Source organism: Proteus genomosp. 4 str. ATCC 51469 (genome assembly GCF_003144375.1).
GTDB lineage: Bacteria > Pseudomonadota > Gammaproteobacteria > Enterobacterales > Enterobacteriaceae > Proteus.
Genome location: NZ_PENV01000003.1, coordinates 80,779 through 98,844, shown reverse-complemented (window position 1 = coordinate 98,844; position 18,066 = coordinate 80,779). Strand labels below are relative to the sequence as shown.

At 36.3% G+C, this 18,066-nt stretch carries 15 protein-coding genes; 4 read left to right on the top strand and 11 right to left on the bottom strand.

The annotated features are described in order from the left end of the window. Positions 1 to 26 precede the first annotated feature (26 nt). The 6 genes from efeB to DK866_RS04760 form a co-directional block, all read right to left on the bottom strand. A complete protein-coding gene (efeB, locus tag DK866_RS04785; protein WP_167395471.1) occupies positions 27 to 1,292 on the bottom strand; it encodes an iron uptake transporter deferrochelatase/peroxidase subunit in 1,266 nt (421 codons plus the stop codon). Then, the gene (locus DK866_RS04780) at positions 1,282 to 2,205 is read right to left on the bottom strand and encodes an EfeM/EfeO family lipoprotein (RefSeq protein WP_109407939.1); all 924 of its coding nucleotides are present in this window, start codon (positions 2,203 to 2,205) and stop codon (positions 1,282 to 1,284) included. The genes efeB and DK866_RS04780 overlap by 11 nt, the downstream gene beginning before the upstream one ends. After that, positions 2,195 to 3,031 (bottom strand): FTR1 family iron permease, encoded by an 837-nt coding sequence (locus tag DK866_RS04775; protein ID WP_109407938.1) that lies wholly within the window; start codon positions 3,029 to 3,031, stop codon positions 2,195 to 2,197. The genes DK866_RS04780 and DK866_RS04775 overlap by 11 nt, the downstream gene beginning before the upstream one ends. Before the next feature lie 2 nt (positions 3,032 to 3,033). Further along, positions 3,034 to 3,381 (bottom strand): cupredoxin domain-containing protein, encoded by a 348-nt coding sequence (locus DK866_RS04770; protein WP_109407937.1) that lies wholly within the window; start codon positions 3,379 to 3,381, stop codon positions 3,034 to 3,036. Between the two features lie 69 nt (positions 3,382 to 3,450). Then, on the bottom strand, positions 3,451 to 4,008 hold the full coding sequence (locus tag DK866_RS04765; protein WP_109407936.1) for an iron transporter: 558 nt from the start codon (positions 4,006 to 4,008) through the stop codon (positions 3,451 to 3,453). A gap of 302 nt (positions 4,009 to 4,310) precedes the next feature. Next, on the bottom strand, positions 4,311 to 4,598 hold the full coding sequence (locus DK866_RS04760; RefSeq protein ID WP_036932801.1) for a helix-turn-helix domain-containing protein: 288 nt from the start codon (positions 4,596 to 4,598) through the stop codon (positions 4,311 to 4,313). Positions 4,599 to 5,196: 598 nt separating this feature from the next. Between DK866_RS04760 and gss the strand changes: the two genes are divergently transcribed. Beyond that, positions 5,197 to 7,074, top strand: a complete 1,878-nt coding sequence (gene gss, locus DK866_RS04755; RefSeq protein ID WP_109408085.1) for a bifunctional glutathionylspermidine amidase/synthase — start codon at positions 5,197 to 5,199, stop codon at positions 7,072 to 7,074. Positions 7,075 to 7,160: 86 nt separating this feature from the next. Beyond that, positions 7,161 to 7,514: a hypothetical protein gene (locus DK866_RS04750; RefSeq protein ID WP_109407935.1), complete on the top strand. Its 354-nt coding sequence runs from the start codon at positions 7,161 to 7,163 to the stop codon at positions 7,512 to 7,514. Between the two features lie 54 nt (positions 7,515 to 7,568). On the opposite strand, the gene DK866_RS04745 is transcribed toward DK866_RS04750, so the two are convergent. Together DK866_RS04745 and dsdC are read right to left on the bottom strand one after the other, a co-directional pair. Then, the gene (locus DK866_RS04745) at positions 7,569 to 8,225 is read right to left on the bottom strand and encodes a hypothetical protein (protein WP_109407934.1); all 657 of its coding nucleotides are present in this window, start codon (positions 8,223 to 8,225) and stop codon (positions 7,569 to 7,571) included. A gap of 18 nt (positions 8,226 to 8,243) precedes the next feature. Beyond that, positions 8,244 to 9,188: a DNA-binding transcriptional regulator DsdC gene (dsdC, locus tag DK866_RS04740; protein ID WP_109407933.1), complete on the bottom strand. Its 945-nt coding sequence runs from the start codon at positions 9,186 to 9,188 to the stop codon at positions 8,244 to 8,246. A 223-nt stretch (positions 9,189 to 9,411) separates the two neighbouring features. On the opposite strand from dsdC, the gene dsdX reads away from it, so the two are divergent. Together dsdX and DK866_RS04730 are read left to right on the top strand one after the other, a co-directional pair. Then, positions 9,412 to 10,749: a D-serine transporter DsdX gene (gene dsdX, locus DK866_RS04735; protein ID WP_109407932.1), complete on the top strand. Its 1,338-nt coding sequence runs from the start codon at positions 9,412 to 9,414 to the stop codon at positions 10,747 to 10,749. Between the two features lie 12 nt (positions 10,750 to 10,761). Continuing rightward, the gene (locus DK866_RS04730; RefSeq protein WP_109407931.1) at positions 10,762 to 12,090 is read left to right on the top strand and encodes a D-serine ammonia-lyase; all 1,329 of its coding nucleotides are present in this window, start codon (positions 10,762 to 10,764) and stop codon (positions 12,088 to 12,090) included. Between the two features lie 246 nt (positions 12,091 to 12,336). Here DK866_RS04730 and DK866_RS04725 read toward each other — a convergent pair whose 3' ends face one another. The 3 genes from DK866_RS04725 to fbpC form a co-directional block, all read right to left on the bottom strand. After that, entirely contained in the window at positions 12,337 to 14,706 is a 2,370-nt protein-coding gene (locus tag DK866_RS04725; RefSeq protein ID WP_109407930.1) for a TonB-dependent receptor domain-containing protein, read from the bottom strand. Between the two features lie 10 nt (positions 14,707 to 14,716). Beyond that, entirely contained in the window at positions 14,717 to 16,795 is a 2,079-nt protein-coding gene (locus tag DK866_RS04720) for a TonB-dependent receptor domain-containing protein (RefSeq protein WP_109408084.1), read from the bottom strand. 225 nt (positions 16,796 to 17,020) lie between these two features. Then, the gene (fbpC, locus tag DK866_RS04715) at positions 17,021 to 18,061 is read right to left on the bottom strand and encodes a ferric ABC transporter ATP-binding protein (protein WP_109407929.1); all 1,041 of its coding nucleotides are present in this window, start codon (positions 18,059 to 18,061) and stop codon (positions 17,021 to 17,023) included. Positions 18,062 to 18,066 lie beyond the last annotated feature (5 nt).

The following is an 18,066-nucleotide window of genomic DNA, read 5'->3' as shown; positions in this document are numbered from 1 at the left end:
CAAAGTGCCTAATATGCAGAGAAGAATTAATCAAATAGCCCTTTTGCAAGGGTATCACCTTGGTGTGAAATTCCGGGTAATACAAAGTAGTATCCACCGCCAAAAGGCTTGATATAGCGCTCTAAGGGTTCACCGTCTAAGCGTTTTTGGGTATCAATAAAGCCTTTTTTAAGGTTATTTTGAAACGAGATAAAAATCAGTCCCATATCTAGTTGACCAGAAGGTGTTAAACCTAATGAATAGCTGTAACTGCGTCGGCGTAGTTTTGCACTGTAACGCTCTGGATTTCTTGGTTCAGCTCTTCGCATATGAGAATCAAACAGCACTCGGTCGCCATGAGGATCTTTTTCAAACTGTGGATCGTCCATCTCTTGCTTCATACCTATTGGGGCACCTGTTGATCGATGACGACCAAAGTTATTCTCTTGATCTTCAAGAGGTGTTCTATCCCAAAATTCCAATGCAAACCGAATTAGACGCACTGCTTGATAGCTTCCACCTAAACACCATTGTGGCTCTTTTTGTTCTTGCGTGATCCAGACTAGCGAGTCCATCAGGCTATTATCAGATGAAGGCGCGTTGCCTGAGCCATCTTTAAAGCCAAAAAGGTTAATCGGTGTTTGGTGATTATCAATATCGCGAGCAGGAAGAAAACCATCAATTTTCCACACAGCATAAACTTGACCAGAAAGATATTTTAAAATATCTCTTAACGCATAAATGACACTTTCTTGGCTATTAGCACAAAACTGGAGTAGAACATCACCACCACACCATTTTGGATCTAATCGGTCATTAGGAAAGGGCTTCATAGGTTCTAAGCGTTTGGGTTTTTTAGGTTGGAAACCAAAACGATTATCAAAAAAGCTATCACCTAATGCGACAGTGACGGTTAATTCATCTGGGTGTAATTGAGTGCCCAGAATACCAGATTCAGCAGGAGGAAGATGTGGGTTTGCTCTCTGCTCTAGTTCACGAGGTTGTGTTAAAAACGCAATTCGTTGTGTCAGAGTTGCGAATATTTTTTTCACTTCATCAACAGTAGTGACAGTTAGATTAAGAGCAATAAATGAGGCGTGTTTTTGTTCTGGAGTAATAACACCTGCTTGGTGTTTACCTAAATAAGCAATTGCACGTTGATAACGAGGCACAGATGAAGCACTTTGTTTTTGTTGTGCATTAGCCCCTATACTGGCGAGTAATAAGCTCCCACCTAACCATTTTAACGTTGTACGTTTATCAAGGTTAACAGGGCTTTTTAATAACGGTTTAAAGAGAGTTTTATTTTTCATCACGTGCTTCTTTATAGTGATAGTAAACATCAATATCGAGCGTGCTACGTAAATTCGCCACTTGCTCTGCTAATTGTGTTACTTGAGAGAAAAGCCAGCTTTTTTCTGTTTCAGGAAGCGCATTTAAAGGTTGGAATAAACCTTCATCACGCTGATATTTTAAAAGCAGAGCACCAATATCATTATATTGCTTGATCAGAGATTGATATTCAGTAGGGGGAATATGTCCGGATAAGATCTCCACAATTAAGCGTGATCCAGATAAATTTGCATAACTATCACCTAGATCGCTATTTGAATATCGGTTTTCAATCCCAGCTAATTTATCCATTAAAATAAACTCCAAGCTATCACCCGCAGATTGGACTAATTTGGGAATGGGGATATCTTCAATAGCTAAACGTTTTTTTAGATCACTAATGCCTCTTAATAGCACTTTTGCGGACTCTGTCGCTTTTTGCGTATCTTTTAATTTAAAGAGTTGATATTCAACTAAATGAAACCCTGAAAAACGAGGTGAGTTTTCTCTTTCAAGAAAGAAATCAGCTCGGTTATTTAATAAACGTTCGCTTGATCCAAAAAGTGCAATAATAGGGCGAATAACTTCATAGTGATAATGTGCTTGTTGATAAGCATTTTGAGCATTAATAAGCTGATTTTTTTCGCTATTAATGATTAATTTATCGAGTGCTTTTTCAACTTGGGTTAATTGCTCAACGGCCTTTTCTCGGTACTTTAAAATATCTGTTTTAAATTTTTCAGGGGTAGGAATATCCCCTTTTGCAATGATGATATTCTCGCTATCCTGAATAATTCCTTGAATGATCTTTTCAGCATAAATAGGCAGAGAAAACAGCAAAATAAAGAAAAAAATAGCAATATTTTTACTTTTAAATTTTGTGTTATTTCGCATGCTGAGTACCTCGCTTAAATAACAGTGCAACAATCACCCAATAGATAATAAATGTCACCACACTTAAACCAATGGGTTGAGAGCGATAAGCGAAGAATGAGACTAAGAAATTACCAAAGATACTTGAGTCATCCAGAATATGGCTGATATCCCAAAGCGGATATATCAAGAAATCAGGTAATTCAAAATCCATTTCAATGAGTAGATTTGCAATTTCTTCTACGGCTTTTAAGAGCAGAGAAACGGCAAGGAATAGCAGTAAAAATCCCGTTACAGTAAAGAAATAACGCCATGAAATAACTTTTGACGTTAGTAAAAATAACCATAGAGTGAATGCTGCGACAAGTAAGCCAATAAAGACTTCGATAAAGAAAGGCAGTGCTGTTTGTGCATTGAGAGCCATAATATGGCTAGAGAGGAAGACAACAACTTCACTGCCTTCTCTGGCAATTGCAATGGCAATAATCAGTAAAATACCCCATGCACTTTGTTGTTGTGTTTTTTGTGTGAGTTCATTTTCTATGTTGGTTTTTAATGACTTTCCTTGCCCATTCATCCAATAAACCATTTGAACAATAAGTATACAGGCGAGGATCTCCATTGCGATCATAAATAGAGATTGCCACATATCTTCGAGTGAACTAAATACACCATAAATGCTCAGAGCCAAGATAACAGCAAGAAATAGTCCAAATATAACGCCACTCCACAAGTATCTCATACCTTGTTTTGGCGCTGGAGAGCGCTTTATCCAAGCATAAATAATGCCAATTACCAGTAATGCTTCAAAACTTTCTCTCCAAACAACAAACAGAACTTGTCCCATATTTACTCTGCCTTTTCAGTTGCAACAATTTCACCTTGAGGGTGAGAAAGATGAAAATCATCAAAGAAGGTGTAACGACCAGGTTTTAGTGGTGCTATCACAACGACAGAATTTGCGCCAGGCGCTAATACTTTTTCTTTACGTAACTGTGTACTTTCAAATTCAACAGGGCTGGTGCCTGTATTACGGATTTTTATTCTAATGGGGGTTTTGGCAGGTACTTCGAGCACTTGAGGAATAAGTTCACCATCTTTCATTTCTAATTCAACGGTGTATTTCTCTGCAGCAAAAACAGAGCTTGTTATCATTAATAGCAGTAATAACGTATATTTATAGAGATGTTTCATCATCAGCGTTTCACTTAAAAAAGAGAAAAAGGATAAACCCAATTTTGTTGAGCTTATCCGTTATCAAGCTAATTAATAACTACCTTTACGACCTGTGCCGCTATAGGTGAAATCCCATGAAACTTCAAAGGGTTCAAACCAAGGCGCAACACCCGTTTCTTTGTCGATATGGCGACCAAATGTAATATCTTTATTGTATGAAGGTGGGTAAATCTTATAAGTGACATTATATTGACCATTACCATCGAGTTTCAGATTCTCACCATAGTGAGGGCCATCATTAGCCACCATTGCCATAAAAACGCCTTGTTGTTTTTTCGCTGGCGCATCTGATTTTGTCACGGTGTATTCAACAGTGAGGTAAGGTATCCAGTCACCTTCCGCGAAGCCATTAGGATTATCTTCTGTAGCATGGATATCGGCTTCTAAATGGATATCGGCTTTATCAGCTGCAAGATGGTTCATCGCATGATGACCTTCTTCGGTATCCATAGTGATAGGTTGAAGGTAAACCCCCTGAATTTCCATGCCATTTTTAATAATAGGATGGCCTACAGGGTACTCTAGAGCAAAAGCCGAGGTTGAGAGAAATGATAATGCAGTAAGAGAGAGTGCATAGCGATATTTCATGTTTAACCCTTATTTCAAATGATAATTGTTATTATTCTTAATTAGGTTAACACAATTTGTATTAGAAATAGGAGATAATCTATACGAAAAATATCGCTTAAGTTTACGAAAGAAACAGTGAAAAATGTATTAACATTTTATTTTATAAAAGAAAAAAATTTGTTGGTTTAAAGAGAAAGGGTAAATAGAATTGATAATTCTAAGTGATAATGCCTATGAGGAACATCAAATTAAGAGTGATAAATGGAAACCTTATTTATCTTAATAAGAAGATAAAACAGAAGATTTCCATACCAAGAATATTAAATTTGGCTTTGAGCACTCCAAAATTGTTTGGACTGTGTCAGCGCGATAGCAGAAACTTGCTCTTCATTAGGGGGTAAAAAAAACGCAGGTGTCACTTTTAGCTCTTGAGCAATATGAAAGAGCATATCAACATCAATTTTACATAGCCCATTCTCATATCGTGAAAATTGTTGTTGGCTAATACCCACTCGTTCAGCGACAACCTTTGCTGATAAGCGAAGTTGCTGGCGTTGTTTACGAATTTTATGCCCAATAATTTGAGAAATGGGATAAATCTTTGACATTAGTGACCTCATTCTTCCTATCAACCACCAATAATATTCAATAATTCGAATATCAAGTTTCTGAGATGGATCTTCAAAGTAAACAAGCACTCCGGCTTGAATGAGTAAAATCCATTCTATAGTGTTATCGGTTAATGGGATGAATTATTTATACCCGTCAGGCTATAAGATGATATTAATTTTTATTAAACTATTTTGATATCCTTCTTTTTTCTAGCATGATAATCGAGAAAAATTTGATAAACAGTGCTATATATTGCCTAAACACCATTTTATCCATTATTTGTACTCGCATTTATGATTAATAAAGAGTAAATAATGAGGCTATAACAAAAATGATAAAGCCCTCTTTGACTGTGTTTATACTCGAAAATACCTTTTATATTTTTTATGATGGGCTATTTTTGAGTTTTTTTTTATTTGAACCAAATTTTCCTTCTTAAATAGCACTAAAGCTACGTACCTCTTTTTACTTTATTGAAATTAATAAAATTACATTCACTTCCAATACTCTATGGCGTTAAGATTGTTATCTATAATACTTAGGTAGATTATGAGTATTACTGGTAATTATCTATTTATCGTCAAGGTCGAGATTATGAATGTAAAAAATATCATTCGTCATGAACCATTTGGAACATTGCTAGGTTATGCGCCTGGCGGTGTCGCGATTTACTCTTCAGATTACAGTAGTATCGATAAAGAAGACTATGCCGCTAATGATTCATTCCGTAGCTATATTGGCAATGAATATATGGGGCACAAGTGGCAGTGTGTTGAGTTTGCTCGTCGTTTCCTTTATCTGCATTACGGCGCTGTATTTACTGATGTAGGAATGGCTTATGAGATTTTCTCATTGCGTTTTTTACGTAAAACCATTGATGACGATATATTACCTCTCCAAGCGTTTGCTAATGGTGGTAAGCAGGCACCAGCGGTTGGTTCCTTACTGATTTGGCAAGAAGGTGGTGAGTTTAAAGTGACTGGTCATGTTGCTGTGATCACTGAAGTGCTTGAAGATAAAATCCGTATTGCAGAACAAAACGTTATCCACACTAGATTACCAGCAGGCCAGCAATGGACACGGGAATTACCACTTATCATCAGTGGTGACGGCTACTTTGTTCAAGATACTTTTGATAACACAACGCTTTTAGGTTGGATGATCCAAACGGAACCTAATGCTTATAGTCTTCCTCAGCCCAAAATCACACCTGAACTATTAAATATTCATGCTGAAAAACTTGAAAATAAAGGTCAATTCGATGGGAAATGGTTAGATGAAAGCTCACCTCTAGAAAAAGCCTATGTTCTAGCGCAACACGGTCATATCATCAATCAAAACAGCTACGAATACTTCACCATTTCAGAAAGTGCCGAACAAGAACTTATTCGAGCAAGCAATGAGATGCATTTGATGTATTTGCATGCGACCGAAAAAGTATTAAAAGACGATAATTTATTACGTTTGTTCGATATCCCTGACGTGTTATGGCCTCGTATTCGTTTGTCATGGCAAAACAGGCGCCATCAAATGATCACGGGACGATTAGATTTTTGTATGGATGAACGTGGTGTCAAAGTATATGAATATAATGCGGACTCCGCCTCTTGCCACACAGAAGCAGGCTTAATTATTGAAAAATGGGCGCAACAAAGTGGAATTAAAGAAGGTTTTAATCCTGGTGAGCGCTTACTTGATGCATTAGCTGATGCTTGGAAACACAGTGATGCGAAACCTTTTGTGCATATTCTTCAAGATGATGATAGTGAAGAAGATTACCATGCACTCTTTATGCAACAATCACTGACCCAAGCCGGTTATGAGAGCAAAATTCTACGTGGATTAGATGAACTTCATTGGAATAATCGTGGTCAATTAATTGATGCAGATAAACGTGTTGTTGAATGTGTCTGGAAAACATGGGCTTGGGAAACGGCTTTAGATCAACTCAGAGAAGAGAGTGAACAACAAGCACTTATTCCTATACGTACAGGACATCCTGAAGGTGAAGTACGTTTAGTCGATGTACTTTTGCGTCCTGAAATTACAGTTTTCGAGCCTCTTTGGACACTTATACCTAGTAATAAAGCAATTTTACCAGTTTTATGGCAACTGTTCCCTGATAATCCTTATTTACTAGATACGGATTTTAAAGTGACTCCTCATCTTGCACAAAGTGGTTATGCAGTTAAACCGATAGCAGGTCGCTGTGGTAGTAACATTGGTCTAGTTGATCATAAAGAAAATGTGTTAGATGAAACCCACGGTCAATTTGATCACCAAGAAAATATTTATCAGGAATTATGGTGTTTACCAAAAGTAGCAAATCGTTATATTCAAGTTTGCACATTTACTGTTGGTGGTCATTACGGTGGTTGTTGCTTACGTTCTGATCCTACGCTGGTAATTAAAAAAGAGAGTGATATAGAACCGTTGATCGTGATTGAAGATAAACACTTTTTAGTAAAATAAGACAACAATACCTTGGTATTAATAATAGCCCGCCTTATTGGCGGGTTTGTTTTAAATAGCAGTCGATGTTAAGGTGAATAATAAAAATGATGAAAACATTCTTAACCCTTGATGAGTTATTGGCATCACTTTCAACACTTGAGTCAAATGAATGGATATATACTGAGATTTCAATGTGGAATAGTCATCCAGAACAGGCCGTTTTTTATTATATTCCTTGGGATTACATCCAAGAATTACCGGATGATGAGATTTATCTTGATGACGAAGAAATGGAAATGCCAAAAGCTGTTGAAGATAAAAATTTACGTGGCTGGATGGTGATTTGTGATTTGGCATTATTTTATCAAACTCAACAAGTTGAACAAAAAACCTTACAGTGGATCATTGAAGAAATTAACTATTATCGTGAGTATGATGCTTTTCGGTGTTTGGGTTAGATGTTGTTTATTAGTCATAATGCATTGATAATTAATGATTTTATTTGTAATTTTTTAATAAAGAATTTTTTCGATGTTAGGCCAATCATCAGCATAATGATCTGTCATTAATAAAAAACACTCAGCAATAGCTCGATTGAGTGATGTGTGTTCAACCGTGTCATTTTCTACTGAAGTGACAGACCACACTTTGTTCTCTTTGTGATAAGTGCATGACATTTCGCAATCTTCTAATAAAGAGAGTGCGTCATCAGCATTTTTGAGTAAATCAAATAGTGCACCATCGGGATCTAAAGAGCTCCAAACTTTTTCGGTTTCTGTATCAAATTCGATTTCATAACCATAACGACGATAGATAGCCGTTAGGTTTATTTGAAAATCGGTGTAGTGACTATAACGATGAATAGGGGGCTGATAGGTATCTGGCTCTTGGGCTTTTCGATTATTTTTATAGTCTTGGATTTGTTTTTCTCGAGTTTGAGCTCGTTGATAGCCTTCGTTGCCAAATTCTAAAATACGTGCTTTGCGATAAACGTCACTAAAATCTAGTACTGCAGCACCGTAATAAAGCCCTTCATCTGTTTTCACATCCAATAAGTCAACTAAGATATAACGTTTATTCTCAGTGAGTTGTTCTTTATTTAAGATGGTTAAACCAGCATATTCTGCAATAGCGACTATCTGTTGTGTTGAAAATGTCATCTCTTTCATTGGGTTCTCCTTAAGAAATTACATGCTTTCCTTGATCTGTTTTTTTAACCACTGAATGAAAAGCTGTACTTTGGCATTATTTTTTTCATTTCGAGTGACAAGGTAATAACGCTGAGCACAAAAAAGTTCGCTATTATCAAAAGGGATAATTAATTCTTTATTGGCCAGCTGTTTCTGTACTAAACGCTTTCTTCCCATTGCGACTCCCGAGTGATTAACGGCAGCAATCACAGCAAGATCAGAACGGTCAAAACAGATATTACTGCGATTAGGGAAAAGTGAAAGCCCCATATATTCGCTCCAAGCTCGCCATTCATCAAAATCAGAATTGTTACTCCATGCTTGTCTATCATGTAACAATGTGCAATTAGAGAGATGATGAATATTGTTTATAAGTTCATGTTTTTTGGCGTATTCAGGACTACATACCGGAATAATCGATTCTGAAATTAAGTCTTCGCAATAAAGATTTTGTAGTTGTTTATCATCAAAATAGATTGCGAGATCAATACCATAGCCTCGAAAGTTAATATCATCATTTCCTGTGAGCAGATTTAATTCAATGGATGGGTAACGTTCAGTAAAATCTGAAATACGAGGAACTAACCAACATTGAGCAATGGAAGGACGTGAATAAACGGTAAGCACACCAGAGATTTCTTGGTTATGGATATCTAAAATTTCTTGATTAATGTCTTCTAACGTTTTTTTAAGTGCCCAATAAATGCGTTCACCTTCTTCTGTTAGTTCAATTCGGCGATGAAAGCGGTCAAATAGCTTAATACCTAATTCTTCTTCTAGTGTATTAATACGATGGCTAATAGCACTGGGAGTTAATGACAGCTCCTCTGCTGCTAAAGCAAATGAAAGGTGACGACCGGTTGCTTCAAAAGTGTGAAGTCTGGCTAATTGATAACTGGATAATCGTTTATTTCTTAAAATCACGCTAGAAGATTCAAACATTCTTTTATTCTCATTTTATTATTGATAGTAACGTTAGTTAACAATCAAGGTAATGTTAAGATGAAATACCATGCTATCACTCATCAAAATGTGATTATTTGTGCTTGTGATCACTTATTTGAGTTAATTGAATTCATCTTAGTGTAAATTTTCATCATTTGTAAGTGCCGAATGATTAATATTCAATATGTTTAACAATAAATAAAAGATTTGGGATGGATATATGGATTCAACATTATGGGTACTAGGTACTCTTATAATTAGTATCTTGCTCATTGTTTTTACTATAATAAAACTTAAGTTTCATCCGTTTCTAGCCTTACTGTTGGCCAGCTTCTTTGTCGGTACTGCAATGAAGATGAACCCTTTAGAAATGGTAAATGCGATTGAAAATGGTATTGGCGGTACACTCGGATTTTTAGCAGCAATTATCGGTTTAGGTACTATTCTTGGTAAAATGATGGAAATATCAGGTGCCGCAGAACGCATCGGTATTACATTGCAAAAGTGTCGTTGGTTATCTCCAGACGTTATTATGGTATTAGTTGGTCTTATTTGTGGTATTACACTTTTTGTTGAAGTTGGTGTGGTATTGCTTATTCCACTTGCTTTCTCTATTGCGAAAAAAACAAATACATCATTATTAAAATTAGCCATCCCTTTATGTACAGCATTAATGGCCGTTCATTGCATTGTACCTCCTCATCCAGCCGCACTATTTGTTACTAATGAATTGGGCGCAGATATGGGAACCGTTATTGTTGCAGGTCTTGCTGTTGGTTTAGCTGCTTCATTAGTCGGTGGCCCGTTATTCTTAAAAGTATTAGGTGAGCGTTTGCCATTTAAAACCGTACCTGAAGAATTTTCAGATATGGAAGTTCGTGAAGAAAAAGATTTACCTTCACTCGGCGCTACTCTTTTTACAGTATTATTGCCAATTGTTCTGATGCTGATAAAAACAGCTGCAGAATTAAATATGACAAAAGGTACTTCGCTTTATACTGCATTACAGTTTATTGGTAACCCAATTACTGCGATGTTTATTGCTGCTTTTGTCGCTTATTATGTTTTAGGTATTCGCCGTAATATGGGCATGAATATCTTATTGAAGAAAACAGAAGATAGTTTTAGCTCTATTGCCAATATATTATTAATCATTGGTGCTGGTGGTGCTTTTAATGGCATCCTAAAAGGCAGTGGTTTAAGTGAATCTTTAGCATTAATTCTTTCTAACTTGGACATGCATCCTATTTTATTGGCTTGGTTGGTCGCCATTATTCTTCATGCTGCTGTTGGTTCTGCAACGGTTGCAATGATGGGGGCTACTGCAATTGTTGCACCATTAATGCCTTTATACCCAGACATTAGCCCTGAAATTATTACCTTAGCGATTGGTTCAGGTGCTATTGGTTGTACCATCGTCACAGACTCACTGTTTTGGTTAGTGAAACAGTATTGTAATGCAACTTTAAGTGAAACTTTTCGTTTTTACAGTGTCGCGACCTTTATTGCCTCCTTTGTCGCATTAGGCGGTACATTTATGCTTTCTTTTGTCATATAAAAGAGAACGACTATGAGCCATATAGATATAAATAAACTAATAAGTAATTTTCCACTAGTTCGTGACTTAGTGGACTTAAAAGAAGTGGTTTGGTTTAACCCAAAAGTGACCACCACTGACCAGGGACTTCCATATGTTGGTTTAACGCAAGATGACGTAATTGATGCACAAGCACGGTTACAACGTTTTGCACCTTATTTAGCTAAAGCATTTCCAGAAACAGCGGTTACTCAAGGAATTATCGAATCAGAAGTGGTTGATATTCCTAAGATGAAAGTTGCTCTTGAAAAGCGTTATAACACAACCATTAGCGGTCAGTTGCGTTTGAAAAAGGATAGCCATTTACCGATTTCAGGTTCAATTAAAGCGCGAGGTGGAATTTATGAAGTATTAACGCACGCGGAGAAATTGGCAATAAACGCGGGATTACTGAGTACAGATGATAATTATGAAAAATTATTCTCTGATGAATTCCGTAAATTCTTTAGCCAATACAGTATCGCAGTTGGTTCAACAGGCAACTTAGGTATGTCTATTGGGATCATGAGTGCGAAATTAGGCTTTAGTGTAAGCGTTCATATGTCTGCTGATGCACGTCAGTGGAAAAAAGACAAATTACGTTCCCATGGCGTTAATGTTGTTGAATATGAACAAGATTACAGCATTGCTGTAGAAGAAGGTCGTAAACAAGCAGAAAAAGATCCTAACTGTTTCTTTATTGATGATGAAAACTCAAAAACCTTATTCTTGGGTTATGCCGTTGCCGGATTACGTTTGAAACGTCAATTTGAAGAACAAGGTGTTCGTGTTGATAGTGAACATCCTCTGTTTGTTTATCTGCCTTGTGGTGTTGGTGGTGGCCCTGGTGGTGTTGCGTTTGGGCTAAAGCTGGCATTTGGTGATGCTGTGCACTGTTTATTTGCTGAGCCAACACATTCACCTTGTATGTTATTGGGGGTTTATACCCAGTTACATGAAGGTATTTCAGTACAAGAAATTGGTATCGACAACGTGACTGCTGCTGATGGTCTGGCTGTTGGTCGCGCATCAGGCTTCGTGGGGCGTGCAATGGAGCGCTTAATTGATGGTTATTACACTATTGATGATCAAGAGCTTTATGACTTGCTAAGTCTGTTAAATAAAGAAGAAGGAATTAAGTTAGAACCTTCGGCATTAGCTGGAATGGCAGGAGCTGTACATGTCACTCAAGCTAAAGATTATCTGCAAGGTTTATCACTAGACAGTCAAAAAATGCAAAATGCAACGCATTTAGTATGGGCTACAGGTGGTGGTATGGTTCCTGCAGATGAAATGCAAAAATATCTCGCTCAAGGAAAATAGAGCGTAGATCCGGGACGATAAGGTTTGTTTTTTATCGTTCCATATAAAATAAAAGGGAGTAGTGCGAGTATCCAATAATTATTATATAAAACAATAATATAGTAACAATGGATTAAACCAAGTGTTACATCAAACATTCACACCAGGATGTCACACCAGGGGAAAATGTCGTAGTATTATAATCATAAAAAAAGAGGCACCCATAGGGTGCCTCACTTATTTTATATCTTACTAAATCCGTATAGATTAAAAATCAATTTTGACATTTACCCCATAATTTCGACCCGGTAATGGGGCTAAGTATTTTAATTGAGAAGATGCGGGCCTTGCTTCAGTATTGGTGAGATTATTAATAATAAAATCAACCGAAACATCTAGATTATCAAGGTGATATTTTTTACCAATACCAGCATCGACTAAAGTATAGGAAGGAAAAGTAATATCTCCACCATACATTAATCCACCACTCTCTTTCTGTTTTTTATAGTAAGTTGCGCTACTAAATGCCGTTAATTCATCATGTTGATAATTAATACTAATACCATGTTTTTCATTAGGTAAGTTCGGCAAGTAATTACCTGCAATAAACAGCTTTCTTTTACTCTTATTTTCGACAAAATCACCGAATAGTGTAAATGTAAGATTATGCTCGTGAGGCATTTCATATAAATATTTAAATTCGTATTCTAGCCCTTTAGTTTCGAGATCAGTTTCATCCCATTCCATAACAGTAACACCACCACGGCTGACACCCGTTAATCGCCTAAATTTAAAATCACTATAGTCAGTTTTATATAAATTAAGTTTATTAGAAAAATTACCAACCTCAATAACAGATGATAATTCAATACTTTTACTTTTCTCTGTATTAAATTGACTATTACCTTGTTCTTCAATCAGATAGGCATAATGAGGGCCATGTGTATAAAGCTCATTAATTTCTGGTGCTCGATAAGAAATATTTTGTTGTAGCTTTAATGTCCATTCATCAATCGGTGTAAAAGATAATGCTAATGTATTTGCACTCGTATCAAAATCACGGTTTTGTAAATTTGAACCTTGTCCTCTACCGCTATTATAATTATCTGGAATATTAAGATGGTGCTGAGTATGGCCTTTACGGTATCCCGCAGTGATTTCAAAAGGAGATAAAGTTAGCGATTCAACCCAATATATGCCGTATTCTTTGGTTAATACACTCGGTAAATAAGCATCATAACCAGAGGTTTTTAGATCACGATAATTACCATTAACGCCAATAGCGCCATTTAAACGATTGAAAAGTGGCACATGCGCAGTTTCCAATGCTAATTGGTGATTTTTAGTCTCAAAGATAGATGATGCGATTTGACCCACTAATTCCTCGTCTTTAGATTCAGAATAAGAGTAATAAAAAGCACTGTCCCTTAAAAAAGGCGTTAAATGTTCATGTTTTCCTTGTATATCTATCCGCCGATTATGGTTTGAAACCGAAACAGGTTTATACATTTCTCGGCTGGTTTTTGTGGTGAGATAAGCATATCCCGGTACACCGTAAGACGTCTGAAAATCAGTAACAGATAAACCTAAATAGCCTTCATCTCTAATATAAGAAAGAGATGCATTACCACTTTGGCTTTTTAAGAAGCTATTTGGGATCTCTTTATTATTATTTTCAACATAATGTTTAGGGGGAGTAACATGTTCAATAGATGTGGGACTACCGGGTTTATATTGTGAATTAGCTTCGTTATCTACATAGCCAATACCTGAAAAATAATCTTTATCTTTAAAGGTATATTTATCGTCTTCACTTAACTCATATTCGATCTTATATTTTTTCCAGAATTCACTAATATAAGGATAAGCTTCAGGATTACGACTGGTAAAAACTTTCATATCTACTTGGCATTGATCACGTAATGCAAAGTGTTCTTTGAGTTGCTGAAAGCTGTAGCAAGCCCCTGCTTTAGAATGTGTTGGAATTTTATATCTAGAGACACGTTTTGATGCACCAGAAAGATTAAAAATCCAATTTTGTTCATCACTGAATTTAATATTTGCAGAGCCACCATTACCGTTATTAGTGCTGCCATTAAATGTCACCGTACCTGAAATCGCTTTTTCTGGTAACTGTGTCATTATTCTGTCATCCCATAAATGAATAGCACCACCGCTTGTACCGCCACCATAAAAGAGGGCTTCAGAATTTTTACTGATCGATATTTCATTAATTCTATTCATATCAATGGGAATAGGCATATTTCCACTAATAAATGAAATATCATTAATTGGCAGATTATTGACTAAAATGCCTACACGGTTTCCTGATAAACTTCGGATAACTGGTCTTGCAGCATTAGGGCCAAAACCTTCGGCTTGTACTCCAGCGACTTTTGCAACGGTATTACCAATAGTATTCGTTTTTATTTGATCAAGTTGTTTTCCTTTTATTTCTTCTCGATTATTAAGTAATAAAGAAGAGAAGGTCTCTTTATTTTTTATTAGTGTACCTTTAACTGTTATTACATCATTTGGGGTTTCTTTTTCTTTGCTTTTATCTTCGTTATTTTCTTTTCCATATAAAGGAGATGACAAAAGCATAAGTAAGATAATAGAGAGTTTACTTTTTTTCATGATAATTATATTAGAATGTAAGAGTTGCGCCTAAAATAATATTACGACCTGGTAAATACATTTCATCTTTAATATAAGAGGTGCTATCTTTTCCTTTTGCATCAAAGAGATTATTAATCTTGGCATACAAGGTATAATCCGTATTATCTAAATAACCGATGTATTCACTACCTAAGCTGATCGTGTTATAGGCATCTGTTGGTATTTCATAGTCTGCTGTTTTGTCTTGTTTTCCAAAATGGTCAACACGGATTTGTCCTGTTAAGTTTTCTGAAAAACTATGTTTAATATAAGCACTTAATCGATAAGTCGGTATTCTTGGTATATTTCCTTTGTTATGTAGTAAATTTGCTCTGACATAATCACCAGAAATACCAATTAAGCTATCTTGGTTATAGTAATAATCAATATTTCCTTCTACACCTTTAAATTGTGCATCATGTTGAACATATTGTAATGAACGATAGCCATTATTTAATTCAGCTCCAGTAAACTGACCATAAATATAATTATTTATACGGTTGTAATAGGCACTAATATTGAATTGAGTATCTCCAGTTGCTTTCGTTATTCCAATATCAATATTATTTGCAGCCTCTGCAGTTAAATTAGGATCACCTTTTTCAATAGTCCGATTTGCGGCATGAACACCATTTGCGTATAGCTCTTCTGCAACGGGTAACCTTTTTGTGTGTGATAGTGATAAATTTAAAAAATAGTCTTGCGTCAAATTCCACGCTAATCCGGCAGAAACAGAAGATGCACTTTGTTTATTGTTTTTTTGAGTTTCTCTATTTAACAGTGATTGCCACTCTTGGCGAAATCCTAATTCATAGCGAAAATCACCTAATTGATATTCTTCTAATAAAAAGAGTGAGTGATTTTTTGTTTTTGTTGCGGGAACGTAAGCTTCTTCACCGTTAGCACTAAAATCACGTTGATTAAATTGACCGCCAATAACGCCATGCCAGCCTAAAATTGGTTGATGTGTGAAAGAAAACCTTAATTCATCTCCTTTGTTTTTAAATTGGGTGCTGACTTCATGACCTTCTTTTTCATCATGATGATAATCGGTTCTGGCTGCACTGAAACGTACAGATTCAATACCAGCAAATGGATTGTTTTTTTCACCACGAAGATCCCATCGTTTACTCTCCATAACAATATAAGGAATACCATGTTCATGTTGTTCATCAGGGTATTCATGATTGTGATCATGATGATGGTGACCAGATAAAGGGGGAGTAATAGGTGAGTGATGGTGATCTTCATCGTGATCGTGAAAATGAGTATGACCAGGTAACCCATATCGACGATGTTGTTCGCCATAACCAATACCAATATAACCATCATCGAAGATCCAGGATACACCGATATTTGCAGATTGGTTATCTTGATAAGAACCCGCTAAACGGCTAGGCTCTCCTTGATGTAAAGGTTCTGGTTGTTTGTAATCGCTTTGATAACGTTTAGTGCCTTCAATACGCAACGCTAAATTATCTTGTCCCAGAGTTAATCCAGCTGATCCTGTATTTCCTTTAGAAACAGAATCGTATTGATATTGTAATTCACCCTCGTAACCTTTTTTAGGTACTGACATAGGAATTTTGCTATCAATAACATTTATTGCACCACCAATTGTTCCCCCTCCATAAAGTAATGTTGCAGGCCCTTTTAATACTTCAATACGCTGGCTTAAAAAGGGTTCACTAGTGATCGCATGATCTGCGCCAATAGATGAAACATCCATAAGATCACTACCACTGTGTAATACCTTGACTCTATTTCCTGACATTCCACGAATAACAGGGTGTACCGAACCACCGCCAAAAAAACTGGCATGAAAACCTGGTAAGGATGTTAACGTTTCTGCAATAGATGCACTCCGATTAGCGCGTAGATCTTCTTGAGTCAGAACGGCAACGGGGATTACCATTTTCTCTTGAGATGTTTGTAAAGGAGTTGAATAGACCTTTAATACCTCATTACTTTGATTTTCTTTTGATTTTGTTGCAGTGTCTGCATTTGCAAATAAAGAATAACTTATTGAAATAAAAAGTGTTGTGTAGTTAAAAATAGATTTCTTCATACCATTCATTCTCCTTTGTTTATAATGTTATAACATAACATTTTGTAAATATTGTAAGTAAATATAATTATCATTAGCAAGTAATGATTTTTTTTAAATAATAAAAACACTATAAGTTTTTGTAATTTAATAATAAAAAAACAAAAGAGAGAATGTAAAAAAGAATAGATAAAAAGGCGCCATAATGGCGCCTTGAAGATAAGTAAGAAAATAGGCTAAAGGTGCTTATTCTAAAATAAACATGCCATAAGGATGAATTTGGAGATAATAACTATCACCGACATTTGGTTGAAGCTGTGTAGCATTGACTTGTAATAGCAAAGTCTGATTTTGCCATTCGACGGTTACCTCATACTGAGGCCCCATATAAGCCACATGCACGATTTTACATTGCTGGCAGGCATCGCCTTGTTGAGATAAGGTGATAGCCTCTGGTCTAACTCCAACTCTAACGTCTGTTTTAGTGGTGTTAAATGTATCTGGCTTTGGTAGACGATATTGGAAGATATCAACATGATCAGGGCCTAATGTTGCTGGGAATAAGTTTGCATCTCCCATAAAGCTGGCCATAAATTCAGAAGCCGGTTGGCGATAAAGAGTTTGTGGTGAGCCTAATTGCATTATCTTGCCTTTATTCATCACCAATACCATATCAGAAACCGCAAATGCTTCACTTTGATCATGGGTTACGTAAAGAGAGGTGATATTAAACTGTTGTTGTAATTCACGAATCTTCTCTCTCATGCTACGACGTAAATTAGCATCAAGGTTACTCAGAGGTTCATCAAAAAGCAGTACTTTCGGTTTTAAAATTAAGGCGCGAGCTAATGCAACCCGTTGTTGTTGACCGCCTGAAATTTGGTCAACAAAACGATCTTCAAAGCCGGCTAAATCCACCAACTCTAAGGCTTCAGTCACTCGTTGTTTGATTTCTGCTTTAGGGCGCCCAAGCATTTTTAAGCCATAACCAATGTTTTCCCCTAATGACATATGAGGGAAAAGGGCATAAGACTGAAACACCATACAGATATCACGTTGTTGAATTGAGCGTTCAGTGACATCTTCACCATCAATAAAGATCTTACCTTCTGTCGGTTTTTCTAACCCAGCAACTAAACGTAAAACGGTTGTTTTACCACAGCCAGAAGGCCCTAATAATGAAACCATTTTGCCTTGTGGAATAGACAAGCTGAGATCTTCAATAACTGTGTTAGAGCCAAAACGCTTAATGACATTTTTCAGTTCAACGAAATGTTGTTGTGTCATGATTT

Bases quoted from the DNA above. Each gene is read 5' to 3' on its own strand.
- efeB (WP_167395471.1), bottom strand. From the start codon at position 1,292: ATGAAAAATAAAACTCTCTTTAAACCGTTATTAAAAAGCCCTGTTAAC.
- DK866_RS04780 (WP_109407939.1), bottom strand. From the start codon at position 2,205: ATGCGAAATAACACAAAATTTAAAAGTAAAAATATTGCTATTTTTTTC.
- DK866_RS04775 (WP_109407938.1), bottom strand. From the start codon at position 3,031: ATGGGACAAGTTCTGTTTGTTGTTTGGAGAGAAAGTTTTGAAGCATTA.
- DK866_RS04770 (WP_109407937.1), bottom strand. From the start codon at position 3,381: ATGATGAAACATCTCTATAAATATACGTTATTACTGCTATTAATGATA.
- DK866_RS04765 (WP_109407936.1), bottom strand. From the start codon at position 4,008: ATGAAATATCGCTATGCACTCTCTCTTACTGCATTATCATTTCTCTCA.
- DK866_RS04760 (WP_036932801.1), bottom strand. From the start codon at position 4,598: ATGTCAAAGATTTATCCCATTTCTCAAATTATTGGGCATAAAATTCGT.
- gss (WP_109408085.1), top strand. From the start codon at position 5,197: ATGAATGTAAAAAATATCATTCGTCATGAACCATTTGGAACATTGCTA.
- DK866_RS04750 (WP_109407935.1), top strand. From the start codon at position 7,161: ATGATGAAAACATTCTTAACCCTTGATGAGTTATTGGCATCACTTTCA.
- DK866_RS04745 (WP_109407934.1), bottom strand. From the start codon at position 8,225: ATGAAAGAGATGACATTTTCAACACAACAGATAGTCGCTATTGCAGAA.
- dsdC (WP_109407933.1), bottom strand. From the start codon at position 9,188: ATGTTTGAATCTTCTAGCGTGATTTTAAGAAATAAACGATTATCCAGT.
- dsdX (WP_109407932.1), top strand. From the start codon at position 9,412: ATGGATTCAACATTATGGGTACTAGGTACTCTTATAATTAGTATCTTG.
- DK866_RS04730 (WP_109407931.1), top strand. From the start codon at position 10,762: ATGAGCCATATAGATATAAATAAACTAATAAGTAATTTTCCACTAGTT.
- DK866_RS04725 (WP_109407930.1), bottom strand. From the start codon at position 14,706: ATGAAAAAAAGTAAACTCTCTATTATCTTACTTATGCTTTTGTCATCT.
- DK866_RS04720 (WP_109408084.1), bottom strand. From the start codon at position 16,795: ATGAAGAAATCTATTTTTAACTACACAACACTTTTTATTTCAATAAGT.
- fbpC (WP_109407929.1), bottom strand. From the start codon at position 18,061: ATGACACAACAACATTTCGTTGAACTGAAAAATGTCATTAAGCGTTTT.